At 51.8% G+C, this 20,076-nt stretch carries 12 protein-coding genes, 2 tRNA genes, 2 other RNA genes and 3 pseudogenes; 9 read left to right on the top strand and 10 right to left on the bottom strand.

Annotated elements, in window-relative coordinates:
* Positions 1–89, top strand: a pseudogene (locus tag ACSZPU_RS13600) (IS5/IS1182 family transposase); the annotation flags it as partial.
* 9 nt (positions 90–98) lie between these two features.
* Here the strand turns inward: ACSZPU_RS13600 and ACSZPU_RS13595 are convergent.
* Positions 99–746, bottom strand: a pseudogene (locus ACSZPU_RS13595) (YchE family NAAT transporter).
* Positions 747–1,219: 473 nt separating this feature from the next.
* Between ACSZPU_RS13595 and adhE the strand changes: the two are divergent.
* On the top strand, positions 1,220–3,901 hold the full coding sequence (gene adhE, locus ACSZPU_RS13590) for a bifunctional acetaldehyde-CoA/alcohol dehydrogenase (protein ID WP_498999583.1): 2,682 nt from the start codon (positions 1,220–1,222) through the stop codon (positions 3,899–3,901).
* Positions 3,902–3,989: 88 nt separating this feature from the next.
* Here adhE and tdk read toward each other — a convergent pair whose 3' ends face one another.
* Positions 3,990–4,604, bottom strand: a complete 615-nt coding sequence (gene tdk / locus ACSZPU_RS13585; RefSeq protein WP_498999581.1) for a thymidine kinase — start codon at positions 4,602–4,604, stop codon at positions 3,990–3,992.
* A 550-nt stretch (positions 4,605–5,154) separates the two neighbouring features.
* Here tdk and hns point away from each other — a divergent pair.
* The gene (gene hns / locus ACSZPU_RS13580; RefSeq protein ID WP_498999579.1) at positions 5,155–5,568 is read left to right on the top strand and encodes a histone-like nucleoid-structuring protein H-NS; all 414 of its coding nucleotides are present in this window, start codon (positions 5,155–5,157) and stop codon (positions 5,566–5,568) included.
* Between the two features lie 255 nt (positions 5,569–5,823).
* On the opposite strand, the gene galU is transcribed toward hns, so the two are convergent.
* From galU to rssA, 3 genes are all read right to left on the bottom strand, one after another.
* Entirely contained in the window at positions 5,824–6,735 is a 912-nt protein-coding gene (gene galU, locus ACSZPU_RS13575; RefSeq protein WP_498999576.1) for a UTP--glucose-1-phosphate uridylyltransferase GalU, read from the bottom strand.
* 197 nt (positions 6,736–6,932) lie between these two features.
* Positions 6,933–7,946 carry a two-component system response regulator RssB gene (gene rssB / locus ACSZPU_RS13570; protein ID WP_498999573.1) on the bottom strand — a complete coding sequence of 338 codons (1,014 nt, stop codon included), beginning with the start codon at positions 7,944–7,946 and terminating at the stop codon, positions 6,933–6,935.
* A gap of 92 nt (positions 7,947–8,038) precedes the next feature.
* Complete coding sequence (rssA, locus tag ACSZPU_RS13565; RefSeq protein WP_498999571.1) at positions 8,039–8,950, bottom strand: patatin-like phospholipase RssA; 912 nt, start codon at positions 8,948–8,950, stop codon at positions 8,039–8,041.
* Between the two features lie 111 nt (positions 8,951–9,061).
* Between rssA and ACSZPU_RS13560 the strand changes: the two genes are divergently transcribed.
* The 6 genes from ACSZPU_RS13560 (at position 9,062) to ACSZPU_RS13535 (ending at position 11,123) form a co-directional block, all read left to right on the top strand.
* Entirely contained in the window at positions 9,062–9,520 is a 459-nt protein-coding gene (locus ACSZPU_RS13560) for a YchJ family protein (protein WP_498999568.1), read from the top strand.
* 48 nt (positions 9,521–9,568) lie between these two features.
* On the top strand, positions 9,569–10,411 hold the full coding sequence (purU, locus tag ACSZPU_RS13555; protein WP_498999565.1) for a formyltetrahydrofolate deformylase: 843 nt from the start codon (positions 9,569–9,571) through the stop codon (positions 10,409–10,411).
* A 158-nt stretch (positions 10,412–10,569) separates the two neighbouring features.
* Positions 10,570–10,654: transfer RNA gene (locus ACSZPU_RS13550), tRNA-Tyr, on the top strand.
* A gap of 43 nt (positions 10,655–10,697) precedes the next feature.
* Positions 10,698–10,829, top strand: a non-coding RNA gene (locus ACSZPU_RS13545) — RtT sRNA.
* 31 nt (positions 10,830–10,860) lie between these two features.
* Positions 10,861–10,945: transfer RNA gene (locus ACSZPU_RS13540), tRNA-Tyr, on the top strand.
* A gap of 46 nt (positions 10,946–10,991) precedes the next feature.
* Positions 10,992–11,123: non-coding RNA, RtT sRNA (locus ACSZPU_RS13535), on the top strand.
* Between the two features lie 300 nt (positions 11,124–11,423).
* On the opposite strand, the gene narI is transcribed toward ACSZPU_RS13535, so the two are convergent.
* The 5 genes and pseudogenes from narI to ACSZPU_RS13510 all read right to left on the bottom strand — a co-directional run bounded on the left by narI (position 11,424) and on the right by ACSZPU_RS13510 (position 19,882).
* Positions 11,424–12,101 (bottom strand): respiratory nitrate reductase subunit gamma, encoded by a 678-nt coding sequence (narI, locus tag ACSZPU_RS13530; protein WP_498999563.1) that lies wholly within the window; start codon positions 12,099–12,101, stop codon positions 11,424–11,426.
* Positions 12,101–12,817: a nitrate reductase molybdenum cofactor assembly chaperone gene (gene narJ / locus ACSZPU_RS13525; RefSeq protein WP_498999561.1), complete on the bottom strand. Its 717-nt coding sequence runs from the start codon at positions 12,815–12,817 to the stop codon at positions 12,101–12,103. The genes narI and narJ overlap by 1 nt, the downstream gene beginning before the upstream one ends.
* On the bottom strand, positions 12,814–14,352 hold the full coding sequence (gene narH, locus ACSZPU_RS13520) for a nitrate reductase subunit beta (protein WP_498999559.1): 1,539 nt from the start codon (positions 14,350–14,352) through the stop codon (positions 12,814–12,816). The genes narJ and narH overlap by 4 nt, the downstream gene beginning before the upstream one ends.
* Positions 14,349–18,091: pseudogene (locus ACSZPU_RS13515) on the bottom strand (nitrate reductase subunit alpha). The gene narH and the pseudogene ACSZPU_RS13515 overlap by 4 nt, the downstream one beginning before the upstream one ends.
* Before the next feature lie 384 nt (positions 18,092–18,475).
* Entirely contained in the window at positions 18,476–19,882 is a 1,407-nt protein-coding gene (locus tag ACSZPU_RS13510; protein ID WP_498999556.1) for a NarK family nitrate/nitrite MFS transporter, read from the bottom strand.
* Between the last annotated feature and the right edge of the window lie 194 nt (positions 19,883–20,076).

The following is a 20,076-nucleotide window of genomic DNA, read 5'->3' as shown; positions in this document are numbered from 1 at the left end:
GTATTGCAACGCGCTACGCAAAAAATACGGCCTCATTTCTCGCTGCCGTCCAGATCAGATGCATCGCTCTCTGGGCTGAAATCTTGTGACGACACTATCTAATGCAGTAATCCCGGGAATATACCTTTCACTCCTGCAACGATAAATTCGATTCCCAGCGCCATCAGCAGCAAGCCCATGATACGGGTAATCACGTTAATCCCGGTTTGTCCAAGCAGGCGAACTAACCAGGGAGCGATGCGAAATACTCCCCAGGAACAAAAAGCAAAAAGCGCTATTGCTACGGTAAATCCGGCAAGATATTCCACGCTGTGATAGCGCGTGCCCCAAACAATTGTCGAACTGATTGCCCCGGGGCCTGCCATTAAGGGTAATGCCTGCGGCACAACGCCGATACTCTCTCTGATCGCAGTTTCTGATTTTTCCTGCTTGTTCTGTTTATCCTCACCCAATTTGCCGCTGATCATCGACATCGCGATGGTCACCACCAGAATCCCACCGGCAATACGAAACGAGTCAATTGAGATACCAAACAATTGCAAAATCGCGTCACCCAGAAAAAGCGACGTCCAGAGAATAATGGCGACCGAAAGGTTCGCCGTCAGGTTGGTTTTATTCCGCGCCCCGGCGGTTTAATAGCTGGTCATGCTAATAAAGACAGGAATGATACCGATGGGGTTTACCAGTGCGAACAGGCCGATGAAAAATTTAAACCAGGTTGGAAAATCAAACAGAGTTTGGGTCACAGAGTACTCCGCAGCAGTGCAAGGCATAAAAGAAAGTATAGAAACAATAAGACCCTGCTAAATATACGATTATTCACAGCACAACTCACCTTAAATTCGGTCATATCCCCTACATCTCGGTATGTTATGCATTTGTACTAATTATGATAATCTTAGATAGCGCCGCCTTTTTATCATTAACATTTGATACAAATGCCCAAAAACAGCCTGCTGAAAGGTGTCAGCTTTGCTGAAACTTGATTTAGATCACGTAATCGGTACTCAGAAGTGAGTACTCTTGGTTACGTCGTCAGAGTCCTCTAATCATCATTAAGAATGATGTTGTGTTTAGACTCTTCCAGTAAATCTGTCGGTCAGGAAAGGCGTTAATTTATTGTTTTTCTGAAACTTACTCAACCTGCAACCAGCCTGTCTATACTGTCGTATCGCGCAACTGGTTTACTAGAAAAGTTTAACATTATCAGGAGAGCATTATGGCTGTTACTAATGTCGCTGAACTTAACGCACTCGTAGAGCGCGTAAAAAAAGCCCAGCGTGAATATGCCAGTTTCACTCAAGAACAAGTAGACAAAATCTTCCGCGCCGCCGCTCTGGCTGCCGCAGATGCCCGTATTCCTCTCGCTAAGATGGCCGTTGCCGAATCTGGCATGGGTATCGTCGAAGATAAAGTGATTAAAAACCACTTTGCTTCCGAATATATCTACAACGCCTATAAAGATGAGAAGACCTGCGGTGTCCTTGAGGAAGATGACACTTTTGGTACCATCACCATCGCTGAACCTATCGGTATCATCTGCGGTATCGTTCCGACGACTAACCCAACTTCTACTGCAATCTTCAAATCGCTGATTAGCCTTAAGACCCGCAACGCTATCATTTTCTCTCCACATCCGCGTGCTAAAGATGCCACCAACAAAGCGGCTGACATCGTTCTGCAGGCAGCTATCGCTGCGGGCGCACCGAAAGATCTGATTGGCTGGATTGACCAACCGTCTGTTGAACTGTCTAACGCGCTGATGCATCACCCTGACATCAACCTGATCCTCGCCACTGGCGGCCCAGGCATGGTGAAAGCAGCTTACAGCTCCGGCAAACCGGCTATCGGCGTAGGTGCAGGTAACACTCCGGTTGTTATCGACGAAACCGCTGATATCAAACGTGCTGTCGCTTCTGTCCTGATGTCCAAAACCTTCGACAACGGCGTTATCTGTGCTTCTGAACAGTCTGTTGTTGTTGTTGATTCCGTTTACGACGCTGTTCGTGAACGTTTTGCTACCCACGGCGGCTACCTGCTGCAGGGGAAAGAGCTGAAAGCGGTTCAGGATATCATCCTGAAAAATGGCGCGCTGAATGCCGCTATCGTGGGTCAGCCAGCATACAAAATCGCTGAACTGGCAGGCTTCACCGTTCCGACAAGTACCAAAATTCTGATTGGTGAAGTGACGGTTGTTGACGAAAGCGAACCGTTTGCTCACGAAAAACTGTCCCCGACTCTGGCGATGTACCGTGCGAAAGACTTCGACGACGCGGTAGTAAAAGCGGAGAAACTGGTGGCTATGGGCGGTATCGGTCACACCTCTTGCCTGTACACCGACCAGGATAACCAACCGGCTCGCGTACAGAAATTCGGTGCGGAAATGAAAACCGCACGTATCCTGATCAACACCCCGGCTTCTCAGGGTGGTATCGGTGACCTCTATAACTTCAAACTCGCACCTTCCCTGACTCTGGGTTGTGGTTCCTGGGGTGGTAACTCCATCTCTGAAAACGTTGGTCCGAAACACCTGATCAACAAGAAAACCGTTGCTAAGCGAGCTGAAAACATGTTGTGGCATAAACTTCCGAAATCTATCTACTTCCGCCGTGGCTCTCTGCCAATCGCGCTGGATGAAGTGATTACTGATGGTCACAAACGCGCACTGATCGTGACTGACCGCTTCCTGTTCAACAACGGTTATGCAGACCAGATCACCTCCGTGCTGAAAGCTGCTGGCGTTGAAACAGAAGTCTTCTTCGAAGTTGAGGCTGACCCGACACTGACTATCGTACGTAAAGGCGCAGAGCTGGCGAACTCCTTCAAACCTGACGTGATTATCGCGCTGGGTGGTGGTTCCCCGATGGATGCCGCGAAAATCATGTGGGTCATGTACGAACATCCGGAAACCCACTTCGAAGAACTGGCGCTGCGCTTTATGGACATCCGTAAACGTATCTACAAGTTCCCGAAAATGGGCGTGAAAGCAAAAATGGTTGCTATCACCACTACCTCCGGTACCGGTTCGGAAGTTACCCCGTTCGCCGTTGTAACTGACGATGCGACCGGCCAGAAATATCCGCTGGCAGACTATGCGCTGACTCCGGATATGGCGATTGTTGATGCAAACCTGGTCATGGACATGCCGAAATCACTATGTGCGTTCGGTGGTCTGGATGCGGTAACCCACGCGCTGGAAGCTTACGTTTCTGTTCTGGCGTCTGAGTTCTCTGACGGTCAGGCTCTGCAGGCTCTGAAACTGCTGAAAGAAAACCTGCCAGCGTCTTACCATGAAGGTTCTAAAAACCCGATTGCTCGTGAGCGTGTACACAGTGCTGCTACTATCGCAGGTATCGCGTTTGCGAACGCCTTCCTCGGTGTGTGTCACTCTATGGCGCATAAACTGGGTTCACAGTTCCACATTCCTCACGGTCTGGCGAACGCACTGTTGATTTGTAACGTTATCCGTTACAACGCCAACGACAACCCGACTAAACAGACTGCATTCAGCCAGTACGATCGTCCGCAGGCTCGTCGTCGCTACGCAGAAATCGCCGACCACCTTGGTCTGACTTCTTCCAGTGACCGCACTGCTGCGAAAATTGAGAAACTGCTGGTATGGCTCGAAAGCATCAAAGCTGAGCTGGGCATTCCTAAGTCAATCCGTGAAGCAGGCGTTCAGGAAGCTGATTTCCTTGCTCACGTTGACAAACTGTCCGAAGATGCGTTCGATGACCAGTGTACCGGTGCTAACCCGCGCTACCCGCTGATCTCCGAGCTGAAACAAATCCTGCTGGATACTTTCTACGGACGTGAGTTCAAAGAAGGCGTTGTAGCAGAAGCAAAACCCGAAGCAGTGAAAACCGAAAAAGCAGACAAAAAAGCGAAGAAAACCGCTTAATTCGCCCTGCTAAAACAAAAACCCGCCTGTGATGGCGGGTTTTTTTATGCTTGTCATCATCGACAGCGAGCATATTGATGAAGTTGGGTTATCCCCTCACGCGCGCCTGAATCTCGGCCAGAGAGCCTACTGTGAGCGCCTCTTTATAATGCTTCCGGCAGACCGATACATAGCGTTCATTACCGCCAATAACGACCTGTTCACCTTCATTATAGGGCCGCCCCGCCTGATCAAGGCGTAGCACCATGCTGGCTTTGCGCCCACAGAAGCAGATAGTTTTCAGCTCTACCAGTTTATCTGACCACGCCAGTAGATATTGGCTACCGGTGAACATCTCGCCGCGGAAATCGGTTCTGAGCCCATAGCAGAGCACCGGAATATCCAGTTCATCAACAACATCTGACAATTGATATACCTGCTGACGGGTTAGAAATTGACTTTCATCAACTAAAACACAGTGAATAGGCTCGCGCTGGTGCTCGGCATTAATCTCATCTTTAAGCGATGTGTTTTGGTTAAAAAGACGCGCCGGCGATGATAAGCCAATTCGCGAGCTGACCTTCCCTGCACCAAAGCGGTCATCAATTTCCGCGGTATAGACCAGCGTGCGCATGCCACGTTCCTGATAATTGTAGGAAGACTGCAGTAAAGCCGTAGATTTCCCGGCATTCATCGCTGAGTAGTAGAAATAAAGTTGCGCCATTGCCCGCAAGACCCCAATCAAAGTGTGATATTCATCGGCAGGATTGTATCATATTTTAACATACCGCCCGGAATGCCAAACGCACAGTTTACATAAGTTCCGGACATGCTTTCAGCGATATACTTCTCGCTATTTTTACCAAACCACTTGTTGCTGCCAAAGAAACAGACAATAAGCACACAACGGTTTTCCAGGGTATAAAAAAAAGAGTTTTCTGCGCCAGGCTCAAGAAATTATTAATGTTTTATGCAAAACACCGATGTTTCTCGCCCTAATAAAAAAGGTTGATATTTATCCATCGAAACTATAATTCGTATGAGATTAATCAGTAAAAAACGCGGATAAAACACCTGAACCGCTCCGGTGATAATGCTTTCTATATGGCTTTTTCGTGCGGTTCTTCAAGAAAAATTTAAGTTAGCGAATTTTAAAAATGAGGTAAATAAAGAGGAAATTTGAATTCCTTACATTCTCACCTATTGCACTACGCAAATTAACGCTCTATTATTAGCTCAACACCCCCCCCAATATATGTTTGAGATTACTACAAATGAGCGAAGCACTTAAAATTCTGAACAACATCCGTACTCTTCGTGCGCAGGCAAGAGAATGCACTCTAGAAACGCTCGAAGAAATGCTGGAAAAATTAGAAGTGGTCGTTAACGAGCGCCGTGAAGAAGAAAGCGCTGCAGCTGCTGAAATCGAAGAACGTACTCGTAAACTGCAACAATATCGTGAAATGCTGATTGCTGATGGTATTGATCCGAATGAACTGCTGAACAGCATGGTCACAGCTAAAACCGGAACGAAAGCGAAACGCGCTGCACGTCCGGCTAAATATAGCTATGTTGACGAAAACGGTGAAACTAAAACCTGGACCGGCCAGGGCCGTACCCCAGCAGTAATCAAAAAAGCAATGGATGAGCAAGGTAAACAACTGGACGACTTCCTGATCCAGGAGTAATCCTAAGCCTTCGTAAAGAATCCCGCCGATGGCGGGATTTTTTTTAACCATTGTTGCATAAAATATACATCTGTAATGAAGATAAACGTGCATTTCTGATGCAATTTGCTCAATCGTTCACCCCGTTTCAATATTCCCCATTCTGCATAAAGACTTCTCTCTGCTAACGCACTAACCATCCGGACTTACTTTCAGCAATAAAAAAGCCGGAGTGATAAGCATCAGTCCGGCTTTATTCCATACGACTAAAGTAGATTATGCTTTAGTCACGCCTACCACATCTTCCAGCCAGGCTTTAAATTCTTCGCCCAGTACGTTATGGCGAATACCATATTCTACGAACGCTTGCATATAACCCAGCTTATTACCGCAGTCATGGCTTTTACCTTTCATGTGGTAAGCTTCAACGGTCTCTTTCTCGATAAGCATATCGATAGCATCGGTGAGCTGGATTTCATCCCCTGCTCCCGGAGGCGTTTTAGCCAGCAGCGGCCAGATCTCTTCGCTGAGGACGTAACGGCCCACAACGGCGAGATTAGACGGCGCGACGTTTGCTTTCGGCTTCTCAACCACACCCACCATCGGTACGCTGTCACCCGGTTTCAGTTCGGCACCTTTGCAGTCAACCACACCGTATGCAGTCACATCGGCAACAGGCTCAACCATGATCTGGCTGGCACCGGTTTCGTCAAAACGTTTAATCATATCCGCTAGATTATCCTGGGACAGATCGGATTCGAACTCGTCCAGAATAACGTCCGGCAGAATAACTGCGACAGGCTCATTCCCTACAACCGGATGCGCACACAGGACGGCATGGCCCAAGCCCTTCGCCAGTCCCTGACGCACCTGCATAATGGTGACATGCGGCGGGCAAATAGCCTGCACTTCTTCCAGAAGCTGGCGCTTCACGCGTTTTTCCAGCATTGCTTCAAGTTCAAAGCTGGTATCGAAATGGTTTTCGATTGAATTTTTCGACGAATGCGTAACCAGAACAATTTCAGTAATACCCGCGGCGATACACTCATTGACGACATACTGAATTAATGGCTTATCAACCAACGGTAACATTTCTTTAGGAATCGCCTTTGTCGCTGGCAGCATCCTGGTTCCCAATCCCGCAACCGGGATAACTCCTTTAGTCACTCTCGAATTTATGGCAGCCATTGAAAATCTCCTGGTCTGTTCACGCTTTGAGCATGTTCATGAATTAATTCGCATCTGAGTATATCAGTACCATCGCAATGACCTGGTCTGAAAAGGACGCGCTAACGTTTAATTAGGATTAATACGCAAAACTGTGGCGATAGTACCACTCGCATTAAAAAGGAGGTAAAGCTATCTGCGGAATACGCAGCGATTGCTCATTCCGCAGACAACATTAAACGCAGACGGCCACCCGCCCCCCATACCTGACATTGCCAGGCATCACACCGCTGACTCAATTGGTTAAGATAGGTATTGCCTAATGTCCCTAATGGCACACCATTACTGATTTGAATTTGGTGTTCGCCAGTATTTAATGTGGCATTAAGACCTGCCGAAACCAAAATAAGATTTTTTAATTCGCTGTGATAATAACCAACCAGCAGAGGAAACTGCCCTGGTAAATTTGCCTGGCGAAGAAGCTGGTTAACTTGCTTAAGCAAACTCCCCATTTCCGGGAGTTTTTGATGGTGGTGTGACAACTGTTCCTGAAGTAAACCATTGAACAGTGCGCGCAGTAATAACGCTGCCAGCACACCGTTATTGCCGCCACGAGTCACATCCAGGCAATAAAAGGCCAGGTCCCGTGACGATATAGGCGCAATATCCAGCACAAGTCCGGGCTGATCGGCAGAAACTAACTGGCGGTAATTAACCCGACATCCCGACATCTTTTGCTGAACCGGGGGCTGTAATTCCTGCAAAAGTTTAGCAGCGGCCTGTGGATTTTCGACCAGCGCATCCCAATCCTGAAACAAACGTTCTTCTTCTTCAACACGCGAATTAAACATGTTGGGATAAAGACAGGCGAACACCGTCTCTTTAAGTCGGTTGAGATCTTTAACCGGCTTAAGTAAAACATCCTGCACGCCTAAACGGAGTGCTTTCGCAATATCAGCCATATTATCGGTCGCAGAAATGACGAGAACTGGCATCTGATCGCCTTTATTGCGCAAATGTTCGACAAGTTTAAGACCATTCATGCGCGGCATCGCAATATCGCAAATCATGAGATCGGGGGTTGCGCTCTCCAGTTGCTCCAGTGCGGCAACGCCGTCGTCTGCGATCAGCGTGTCTGCTCCTAGAGATGAGAGCCAGGAATCCAGCAGCGAGCGGAAGACGGGCTCGTCTTCAACTATCAGTATCTGTTTTCCTGCCAACGGCTGCGTCATCTTCTCTCCCCTGCCCGACGATAACTAAATAGTGGCATGATCTATCAATAATCGCCTGTCAGAATTTGCTGAACTCAAATAAAAAAACAGAGTCACTCTATTGTCCTTACCAACGGTAGGAGTTCATCGATTTTCTTTTCAACAGCACGTTGTCCGGCAGCGATTGCCGCCTCGGCGCGATGAAAGTCGAGCGTTGAAATTTGCGGACAAAATGGTTGGATTAACACATCGGGGGGATCCCCCGCCATGCGGTTGCGTTTAAGTCGATTTTCAAGCACCTGAATGGATGTGGTCATGATTTCCATTGCCGTCGGTACGACGACAGTCCGCCGGGCCGTCATTTTAGCCAGCCGCTCCCGCAGACGTTCGTGCCAGCGTAACTCATCGCTCTCTTCATCCTCCAGGGTATTGTCCGCCATGTTCGTCGACACTAAATCCTGTTGCATCAAATGCGCGTCATGCTGCAGATCAACGGCAATAACGATATCCGCCCCCAGTGCGCGCGTCAGAGAGACAGGCACCGGATTCACGACCGCACCATCGACCAGCCAGTAACCATTATGGGCAACGGGCGCCATCAAACCCGGCATACTGCAAGACGCACGCACCGCAAGGTGCAGATCGCCGTCGGTAAACCATAGCTCACGCCCGGTGCTGAGGTTAGTCGCCACAGCCCCAAATTTTAACTGGCAATCAGTGAAAAGCTCGTCAGGCAGGATCTGCCGATAGTGGTTGAAAACCCGTTCGCCGCGCAGTAATCCACCACGGCGCCACGAGGGATCCATAAGTTTGAGGACGTCCCAATAACTGAATGAACGCACCCACGTTTCCAACTCAGGGAGTTTACCGCAGGCATAGGCCGCGCCTACGAGAGAGCCAATGGAGCACCCTGCCACGACGTCAATCTTAATCCCTGCGTGTTGCAATGCGTTTATCACACCGATGTGTGACCAGCCTCTGGCTGCGCCTGCTCCCAGAGCCAGCCCAATTTTAACCGTTCTCATTACCTGGATTTTTGTCCCCCGGAACGACTGGCGTAGCCACGAAGCTACAGCTCAGTTAACATAACGCTACTCTGGCTTATAGTGCCGCTATTTTTGTACAGGAAGCCGATTGTGTCTGAACTCTGTCCCTGCGGTAGCGCAGTCGAGTATAGCCTATGTTGCCAGCCTTATCTGTCCGGCACACAGGTTGCGCCAGATCCATCACATCTTATGCGCTCACGTTACAGCGCGTTTATGATGAAAGATGCTGAATATCTGATTAGCACATGGCATTCGAATTGTCAGGCCGCCACGTTTCGCCCGGAAATTGAAGCCAGCTTCGCCCGTACCCAGTGGCTGGGGTTGACGGTGTTCGAACATGCCGCCGGTAAAAACGACAGTGAAGGTTACGTCAGTTTTATCGCCCGTTTCAATGAAGATGGCAAAACGGGAGCAATTATTGAACGTTCCCGATTCTTAAAGGAGAACGGGCGGTGGTATTATATTGACGGCACACGTCCGCAATTCGGCCGCAACGATCCATGTCCATGCGGGTCAGGTAAGAAATTCAAAAAGTGCTGCGGGCAATAAGCCCAGCGATAACTCATAGCAAACACCATCAACAGGATTTACCCGGCAATGCATTCACTACAACGTAAAGTACTACGCACTATTTGCCCTGACCAAAAAGGTCTCATCGCGCGAATTACCAACATTTGTTACAAGCACGAACTCAACATTGTGCAGAACAATGAGTTTGTCGATCACCGTACCGGTCGCTTTTTCATGCGCACAGAGCTGGAGGGGATTTTTAACGACTCGACCCTGCTGGCCGATCTGGATAGCGCACTGCCAGAAGGTTCCGTTCGCGAGCTGAACCCGGCAGGGCAGCGTCGCGTGGTGATTCTGGTGACAAAAGAAGCGCATTGCCTGGGCGACTTATTAATGAAGGCCAACTACGGCGGGCTGGATATTGATATCGCAGCCGTCATTGGCAACCATGAAACACTGCGTACGCTGGTTGAGCGTTTTGATATCCCGTTTGAGCTGGTCAGCCATGAAGGGTTAACCCGTGAAGAACATGACGAGCAGATGGCACAGGCCATTGAGGCGCATCAACCGGATTACGTGGTGTTAGCGAAGTACATGCGCGTATTGACACCGGGCTTCGTCTCACGTTTCCCAAATAAGATTATCAACATTCACCATTCGTTCCTGCCAGCCTTTATTGGCGCGCGTCCTTATCACCAGGCCTATGAGCGTGGGGTGAAAATCATCGGCGCGACGGCACACTACGTGAACGACAATCTGGACGAAGGTCCGATTATCATGCAGGACGTGATTCATGTGGATCACACCTACACCGCCGAAGACATGATGCGTGCGGGCCGCGATGTTGAGAAGAACGTCTTAAGCCGCGCGCTGTATCAGGTACTGGCGCAGCGCGTTTTCGTTTACGGCAACAGAACGATTATTCTTTAATCGCTAACGAAATGAATTGATTAGCTTTAATCCGTTACGGATGAAAAGTACACAAACGGTTCAATTTCGGTGAACGAAAGCTTTACAGGGGCGCATCATTTGATATGATGCGCCCCGCTTCCCGAGAAGGAAGCGGGCCAGTAATAGCATTACCCCGTGGTGGGGTTCCCGAGCGGCCAAAGGGAGCAGACTGTAAATCTGCCGTCATCGACTTCGAAGGTTCGAATCCTTCCCCCACCACCATTATTCACTACAGCGACGAAGTAACCTCGATAGGCAATGCAGAAGTTTGCACTTATCGGGAAGGGTAAGAACCTTCGATTAAGGTTCGACTCGAGCGAAAGCGAGAGAACGTTGCCAACGGCAACGGCCAGTAGGGAGAGGAGTGAAGCGACGAATAATCCTTCCACCACCATCTTCACGCATTACCGACAATTTGAATTGCCCTTGGTGGGGTTCCCGAGCGGCCAAAGGGAGCAGACTGTAAATCTGCCGTCATCGACTTCGAAGGTTCGAATCCTTCCCCCACTACCATCACGTCCTGATAGCACTCAACCAAATCAAACTCGCAAAATCACATATTCTGCCCATACAGGGAAGGATGAGAAGCTTCGACTAAGGTTCGATTCGAGCGAATGCGAGAAAGCGTTGCCGCAGGCAACGACCCGAAGGGCGAGGCGCAACGCGCCGAGTAATCCTTCCCCCACCACCATCACTTCCTGGTAGTACAATCATCTACTCAACATTTATTTCATTATAAAAAAACATCATCTGCCATGAGCTTTCGTGCATCTGTTTTCCCTGATGCGCTACGCTTATCAGGGCTACAAGACTGCCATATATGTCCCGGCGGCGCTGCGCTTGGCCGGGCTACAAATGCTTATCAGGGCTACAAGACCGTAGGTCGGATAAGCGTAGCGCCATCCGACATTTCTCCCGGTGATGCGGCTCTTGCCTGGAATAAGTGAAAAAAACCCCGCGAGTGCGGGGTTAGTATCAAAACGTGGGCGAATCAGCGACGCGCACGAACAATCTGGTATTTGCGCGTCAGATATTCTACCGGCGCGCTCCAGATATGCACCAGGCGCGAAAACGGGAACAGCACAAACAGCGTCATCCCCAGCACCAGATGCACACGGTAAATAAAGGCAACGCCGTCGAGATGTTCAGACGCACCGATATGGAAGGTCACCACCGCCTGCGCCCAGCCCACCAGTTTCATCATTTCACTGCCATCCATATGTTGCGCAGAGAACGGAATGGTCAGCAGACCCAGTGCACACTGCACCATCAGCAATGTCATGATCAGAATATCGGCCGTTGTTGAGGTGGCGCGAATACGCGGATTAAACAGGCGACGTTTCAGCAGCATAATGCCGCCCACCAGGCACATCACCCCGCTGGCCCCACCGCCGATCATCGCCATCTTCTGCTTAATTTCAATCGGCAGGAAAGACTCATACATCCAGTGCGGTGTCAGCATACCCAGCGCATGACCGGCAAAAATACCCAGGATGCCGAGGTGGAACAGGTTCGACCAAATCACCATCCCTTTGCGATCCAGCATCTGGCTGGAACCCGCACGCCAGCTGTACTGACCGTAGTCATAACGCAGCCAACTGCCGACCAGGAAGACGGTACCGGCGAGATACGGATAAATATCGAAGAAGAACGTATTCAGGAAGTGCATTATTGCTGTCCTCCGGTGGTGATACTCACGTACTGCGGTGCGACAGCGCCAGCAAAGCGACGTTGATGCGCAGTAATGTCAGATTCGCCACATCCCTGCTCGGCAAAGAATTTCACCTGCTCTTCTTCCCAGACAGCGTCCAGCGCCTGCGGGGTGTCATCACGCGCTTCATCAGCAATGTTGTCCGCCACTTTCTGCTGATCGATGGCGGTATTCGCCAGTGCGATCAGCGGCGCGAACAGGGCCGGGTAGTGACTTTCGCGCTGATCCAGACGTGCACTCAGCAGCACCAGAATCGGTGCGATATCCTGCAATCCGCCCATCGCCTCTGCTGGTGGCAACTGCGCCAGATATTCCAGATACAGCGGCAGGTGATCCGGCAGCTCGCGGCTGTCCAGCACCAGGCCATGCCGAGCGTATTGGTCCAGCAGATCGACCATCGCCTGCCCGCGATCGCGGGATTCACCGTGAACATGTTCGAACAGCAACAGTGACGTTGCGCGACCACGGTCAAACAATTCGCTGTAGCTAGCCTGCGCATCCAGCAGATCCTGGGCGGTCAATTGCCGCAGAAAATCAATAACCCCCTGCGACTGCGCCTCACTGAGGTAGGAAGACGATTGCAGCGCCTCCACCAGCTCCTGCTGATGCTGATGCTGCCACAGGGCAGCATCCGGGTATTCCAGCAGGCGAGAAATAACCATCAGTTCAATCATGGACGCGGCTCCGTTTTGACGGACACATCAATCGCGTCGATGCGGCGGCTGTTAAACAGGTTGAATTTGGTATCAGAACCGTGGCAGCCGTCACCGAAGGTAAAACCACAACCGCTTTTCTCCGGGAAGGCGTCCCGTGCCAGCTCGCGATGGCTGCTCGGGACCACGAAACGGTCTTCGTAGTTGGCAATGGCCAGATAACGGTACATCTCCTGCGCCTGTGCTTCGCTCAGGCCCACTTCTTCCAGAGCGCGAGTATCAATTTTGCCATCAACAGTTTCCGCACGTTTGTAGTGACGCATCGCCAGCATACGTTTCAGCGCCAGCAGTACCGGTGCGGTATCGCCTGCGGTGAGCAGATTTGCCAGGTACTGCACCGGAATACGCAAGCTGTCTACGTCCGGCAAAATACCGTTGCTACCCAGTTCACCCGCATCCGCCGCAGACTGAATCGGTGACAGCGGCGGCACGTACCAGACCATTGGCAGGGTGCGGTATTCCGGGTGCAGCGGCAGCGCCAGCTTCCAGTCCATCGCCATTTTGTAGACAGGCGACTGCTGGGCAGCGTCGATCACGCTCAGCGGAATGCCATCTTTAATCGCTTGCTCAATCACTTGCGGATCGTTAGGGTCGAGGAACACGTCCAACTGGCGCTGGTACAGATCTTTCTCGTTCTCGGTGCTTGCCGCCTGCTCAATCGCATCCGCGTCATACAGCAACACGCCGAGATAGCGGATACGGCCCACGCAGGTTTCGGAGCACACGGTCGGCTGACCGGCTTCGATACGCGGGTAACAGAAGATGCACTTCTCGGATTTGCCGCTCTTCCAGTTGAAGTAGATTTTTTTATACGGGCAGCCAGTGATACACATACGCCAGCCACGGCATTTATCCTGATCGATCAGCACAATGCCGTCCTCTTCACGTTTGTAAATCGCGCCGCTCGGGCAGGTCGCCACACACGCCGGGTTCAGGCAATGCTCACACAGGCGCGGCAGATACATCATGAAGGTGTTTTCGAACTGGCCGTACATTGCCTTCTGCATGTTCTCGAAGTTTTTGTCTTTCGACAGCTTCTCAAACTCACCGCCCAGGTCATCTTCCCAGTTCGGGCCGTACTTGATTTTGTCCATGCGCTTCCCTGTGATCACCGAGCGCGGACGGGCAATCAGCTGGTGTTTGCTGTCAGCCGGTGCGTTATGCAGTGCCTGGTAGTCAAAATCAAACGGCTCGTAGTAATCGTCGATTTCCGGCATATGCGGGTTGGCGAAGATTTTACCCAGCAGCATGGTACGGTTCCCCATGCGCGGTTGCAGCTTGCCGCTGACTTTACGGTTCCAGCCGCCCTTCCATTTTTGCTGGTCTTCCCAGTTAGCCGGGAAACCGACGCCCGGTTTGGTTTCCACGTTGTTAAACCACGCGTACTCCACCCCTTCGCGGCTGGTCCAGACGTTTTTACAGGTGACTGAGCAGGTATGACAGCCGATGCATTTGTCGAGATTCAGCACCATGCCGACTTGTGAACGAATTTTCATTTTACGCTCTCCTGTACCTGGTCATTGCCTTCGCCATCCAGCCAGTTAATGTTCTTCATCTTACGTACCACCACAAACTCATCACGGTTGGAACCGACCGTACCGTAGTAGTTAAAGCCATAGGCCAGGTGCGCATAGCCACCGATCATATGGGTCGGTTTTGGCGTAATACGGGTCACCGAGTTGTGGATCCCACCGCGCTGTTGAGTAATTTCTGAACCCGGCAGGTTCACGATACGCTCCTGCGCGTGGTACATCATGGTCATCCCGGCCGGTACGCGTTGGCTCACCACCGCACGGGAGGTCAGCGCACCGTTGCTGTTGAAGACTTCAATCCAGTCGTTATCTTCAATGCCCAGGTCTTTGGCATCCGCTTCACTCATCCACACCACTGGGCCGCCGCGACCGAGGGTCAACATCAGCAGGTTGTCGCTGTAGGTGGAGTGAATGCCCCATTTCTGGTGCGGCGTCAGGAAATTGAGCGCTTTTTCCGGGTTGCCGTTAGACTTCTCGCCCATCACCTCTTTCACCGAACGGGTGTCGATGGGTGGACGGTAGACCAGCAGGCTTTCGCCGAAATCGCGCATCCACTGGTGATCCTGATACAGCTGCTGGCGGCCGGAGAGCGTACGCCATGGGATCAGCTCGTGAACGTTGGTGTAACCGGCGTTGTAAGAGACATGTTCATCTTCCAGACCGGACCCGGTCGGGCTGGAGATGATTTTGCGCGGCTGTGCCTGAATATCGCGGAAGCGGATTTTTTCCTCTTCTTTATTAGTCGCCAGGGGCGTGTGGTCACGACCGGTAAACTCGCTGAGTGCAGCCCAGCTTTCACCGCCACATGACCGTTAGTTTCCGGTGCCAGGGTAAGGATCATCTCGGCTGCATCAATCGCCGTGTTGAGCATCGGCTGGCCTTTCGCTGGGCCATCTGCCTTGGTGTAATTGAGCTTACGCAGCAGATCCATTTCGCTCTGGGTATTCCAGGCAATGCCTTTCCCGCCGTTACCGATTTTCTCCATCAACGGACCGATGGAGGTAAAGCGCTCGTAGGTCGCTGGGTAATCACGCTCAACCGGAATCAGATGCGGGGCGGTTTTACCCGGGATCAGGTCGCATTCGCCTTTTTTCCAGTCTTTCACGTCGAGCGGCTGTGCCAGTTCAGCGGCAGAGTCATGCTGAATCGGCAGCGTCACCAGGTCCGTCTCTTTACCGAGGTGACCCACACACACTTCGGAGAATTTTTTGGCAATGGCCTTATAAATTTCCCAGTCGCTTTTGGATTCCCACGCCGGATCAACGGCTGCAGACAGCGGATGAATAAACGGATGCATATCCGAGGTATTCATATCGTCTTTCTCATACCAGGTGGCGGTCGGCAGCACGATATCGGAGTACAGGCAGGTACTGGACAGACGGAAGTCCAGCGTCACCACCAGATCCAGTTTTCCGTCGAGGCCATTATCTTTCCATTCCACCTCTTCCGGTTTCATGCCGCCCTGTTTGCCAAGATCTTTCCCCTGAATACCGTGTTCGGTGCCCAGCAGGTATTTCAGCATGTACTCGTGACCTTTACCGGAGGAACCCAGCAGGTTGGAGCGCCAGATAAACAGGTTGCGCGGGTGGTTTTTACCGTTTTCCGGTTGCTCTGCCGCAAAGTGCATGGAGCCGTCTTTCAGGGATTTAACGGTGTAATCCACCGCCGACATGCCTGCTTTTTTGGCTTCTTCGGCAATGCGCAGCGGGTTGGTCCCCAGCTGTGGTGCCGACGGCAGCCAGCCCATACGCTCGGCACGGACGTTGAAATCGATCAGGTGACCGGTGTAGCGCGATTTATCCGCCAGCGGTGACAAGAATTCCTGCGCGGTGACGGTTTCATAGCGCCACTGACTGGAGTGGTTATAGAAATACGAGGTGCTGTTCATATGACGCGCCGGACGGTTCCAGTCCAGGGCAAACGCCAGCGGCTGCCAGCCGGTCTGCGGACGCAGTTTTTCCTGGCCAACATAGTGCGCCCAGCCGCCGCCGCTCTGTCCGATACAGCCGCAGAAGATCAGCATGTTGATGATCCCGCGATAGTTCATATCGAGGTGATACCAGTGGTTCATCCCCGCGCCGATGATAATCATCGAGCGACCGTGCGTTTTATCGGCGTTATCAGCAAACTCACGGGCGATACGGATGATTTTCGCCGCAGAGACACCGGTCATTTTCTCGGCCCAGCCCGGCGTATAGGCTTTCAGATCGTTGTAGTGTTTGGCGCAGTTTTCATCGTTCAGACCGCGTTCCAGGCCGTAGTTGGCCAGGGTCAGGTCATAAACAGTGGTCACCATCACGCTGCTGCCATCTGCCAGTTGCAGGCGTTTAACCGGCAGTTTGTGTAGCAGGATGTTTCCCAGTTCAACCTTGCTAAAGTGTTCGGTGCTGTCGCCGCCAAAGTACGGGAAGCCGACATTGGCGATCTCATCCTGGTTGCCCAGCAGGCTCAGCTGCAGTTCAGTTTCATTGCCAGAGGTGCCATCACGCTGTTCAAGGTTCCATTTCCCCTTCTCACCCCAGCGGAAACCGATAGAGCCGTTCGGTGCCACCATCTCGTTGTCGGTGGTGAAGGCAACGGTTTTCCACTCAGGATTGTTTTCCTGGCCGAGAGAATCCACCAGGTCAGACGCGCGTAACATGCGTCCAGCGGCGTAGTAGCCATCACGTTCTTCCAGCATCACCAACATCGGCATGTCGGTGTAACGACGAACGTAGTCGGTAAAGTACTGGCTTGGGTTATCGAGGTGGAACTCGCGCAGCATCACATGCCCCATCGCCAGCGCCATCGCCGCATCGGTACCCTGTTTCGGTGCCAGCCACTGGTCGCACAGTTTGGCGATTTCGGCATAGTCCGGGGTCACCGCAACGGTTTTGGAGCCTTTGTAACGCACTTCGGTAAAGAAGTGGGCATCCGGGGTGCGGGTCTGCGGAACGTTGGAACCCCAGGCGATGATGTAGCTGGAGTTATACCAGTCGGCAGATTCCGGTACGTCGGTTTGCTCGCCCCAGGTCTGCGGCGAGGCTGGCGGTAAGTCGCAATACCAGTCGTAGAAGCTCAGGCAGGTACCGCCGAGCAGGGAGAGGTAGCGCGCGCCAGAGGCATAGGACACCATCGACATCGCCGGGATCGGCGAGAAACCGGCCACACGGTCAGGCCCGTAGGTTTTGACGGTGTAGACGTTGGATGCCGCAATCAGCTCATTCACTTCCTGCCAGGAAGAGCGCACAAAACCGCCGCGACCACGCGCCTGTTTAAAGCTTTTGGCTTTCTCGGCGTCTTCAATGATCGAGGCCCAGGCATTCACCGGATCCGGATGCTGCACTTTCGCTTCGCGCCACATTTTCATCAGGCGTTTGCGCATCAGCGGGTATTTCAGGCGGTTGGCGCTGTAAAGATACCAGGAGTAGCTGGCGCCACGTGGGCAGCCGCGCGGCTCATGGTTTGGCATATCAGGGCGGGTACGCTGGTAGTCCGTCTGCTGGGTTTCCCAGGTAACGAGACCATTTTTGACGTAAATCTTCCAGCTGCACGAACCTGTGCAGTTTACACCGTGAGTAGAACGCACGATTTTATCGTGCTGCCAGCGTTGGCGGTATCCATCCTCCCAGTCCCGGTTTGTTTCGAGAAGCTGACCGTGCCCATCGGCAAAGGTTTCGCCCTTCTGCTTGAAGTAGCGAAATCGGTCCAGGAATTTACTCATCGGGTTTCTCCTGTATGGAGCCTGACGGCTCTCTGATAAATCGACATTGCTTAAATTCGGGATTACTGCATTTGCGGCGAAAGTAACGCTCTGAAAGGGTGTAAGAATTGATGGCGATCAAGCTGGAAGGGCTTCATAAAGGGAGGTAAAAACGCTTCTACTCCTAAAGGAGGAGAATAATTTATTTTTTATCCGCATGATAAATAACGTTTTTATTTCAATTGTATCGCATCAACCAGAAAGAAATATGCTAACCAGGTATTAAGGGGTATAGCCCCCTGATGACGAGGGTTTTTCGCTGTGTAGGGACTTCACGCAATCAAAAGTATGTTGTAACTAATGACAGGCAAAAAAAAAGCGCGAGCCAGGCCCGCGCAAGGATAATCAACATTTACTTATGTTTTTATTAGAATTCCGTCCATAGATGGCCCAGGTGATCACCACACAGGCCACATAAAACACCAAGAAGACTTTCATTGCACCCGCCGGTGAGCCGGTCAGCGCCAGTGAGGTACCAAAGGCTTTCGGGATAAAGAAGCCGCCAATCGCCCCGATAGCGGAAATAAAGCCCAGCGCAGCCGCTGTTTCGGTTGCCGCTTCACGCATGGCGCTCTCTTCACTGCCACCTGCACTTTTCACGCGGTCCATAGTCATTTTGCGGAACGTCACCGAGATCATCTGGAAAGTGGAACCACTGCCCAGCCCGGCGGTCAGGAACAGCACCAGGAAGACGCCAAAGAAGGCGATGAAGTTACCGCCCACGCCTTGCGACGGCAGGGTCAGGAACAGTAAGGCACTGAAAATCGCCATCACCATAAAGTTAACCAGCGTCACCCGCGTACCACCCAGCCTGTCGGAAATCGCCCCACCCGCAGAACGCGCAAGTGCGCCCACCAGCGGACCGCAGAAGGCAAAGTGCAGGATATTGACGTCCGGGAACTGGGTTTTCGAGAGCATAGCGAAACCGGCAGAGAAGCCGATGAACGACCCAAAGGTCGCCAGATAGAGGAAGCTCATGATCCACATATGCTTACGTTTGAGCACGGGTAACTGTGCGCTCAGCGATGCTTTTGAGGCAGTCAGTTCGTTCATGCCAAACCAGGCGGCTAAGGTAAAGACCGCCAGGAATGGCACCCACACCCAGGCAGCATTCGCCAGGTAGATCAGGCTACCGTCAGGCTGCGCCACACCCGTCGCTCCGAACACCGCGAACATGGAAAAAGAGATCGCCAGCGGCGCAAACAGCTGCATGACGCTCACACCAAGGTTGCCCAGTCCACCGTTAATACCCAGTGCACCGCCCTGCTTCTGTTTAGGGAAGAAGAAGCTGATGTTCGCCATGCTGGAAGCAAAGTTCGCCCCGGCAAAGCCACACAGCAGCGAGATAATGATAAAGGTACTGAACGGGGTTGAGGTGTCTTCAACCGCAAAACCCAGCCAGACGCAGGGAATGATCAGGATCCCGGTACTGAACGCTGTCCAGCGGCGGCCACCGAAAACCGGGATCATAAAGGAGTACGGAACGCGCAACAGTGCGCCGGAAACTGACGGTAACGCGGTCAGCATAAAGAGTTGGTCGGTCGTAAAATTAAAGCCGACTTTGTTCAGGTTTACGGCAACAGCACTAAACAACATCCACACACAGAATGCCAGCAACAGACACGGGACCGAGATCCACAGGTTACGGCTGGCAACACCGTGACCCTGCTGTTGCCAGAAAAGGGGATCTTCTGGACGCCAGTCGCTAATGACTCGGCTGGGCACCCTTTGGGGGGTAGAAGAGTGACTCATAGACACCTCTGGTTATTGATTTGACGAGTGCCACATTAGGTTTTACGGCGCAAGGTAAGTTGATATAAATCAAAGGAAAAGTGCGCACAATAATGGGCAAAAAATAACCATGCTCATTAGATAGTGTCGTCACAATATTTTAGCCCAGAGAGCGATGCATCTGATCTGGACGGCAGCGAGAAATGAGGCCGTAT

It is taken from the genome of Phytobacter sp. V69 (assembly GCF_965644215.1).
GTDB lineage: Bacteria > Pseudomonadota > Gammaproteobacteria > Enterobacterales > Enterobacteriaceae > Phytobacter.
Note: the sequence above shows the minus strand (reverse complement) of the source record. Positions and strands in the feature narration are given on the sequence as shown.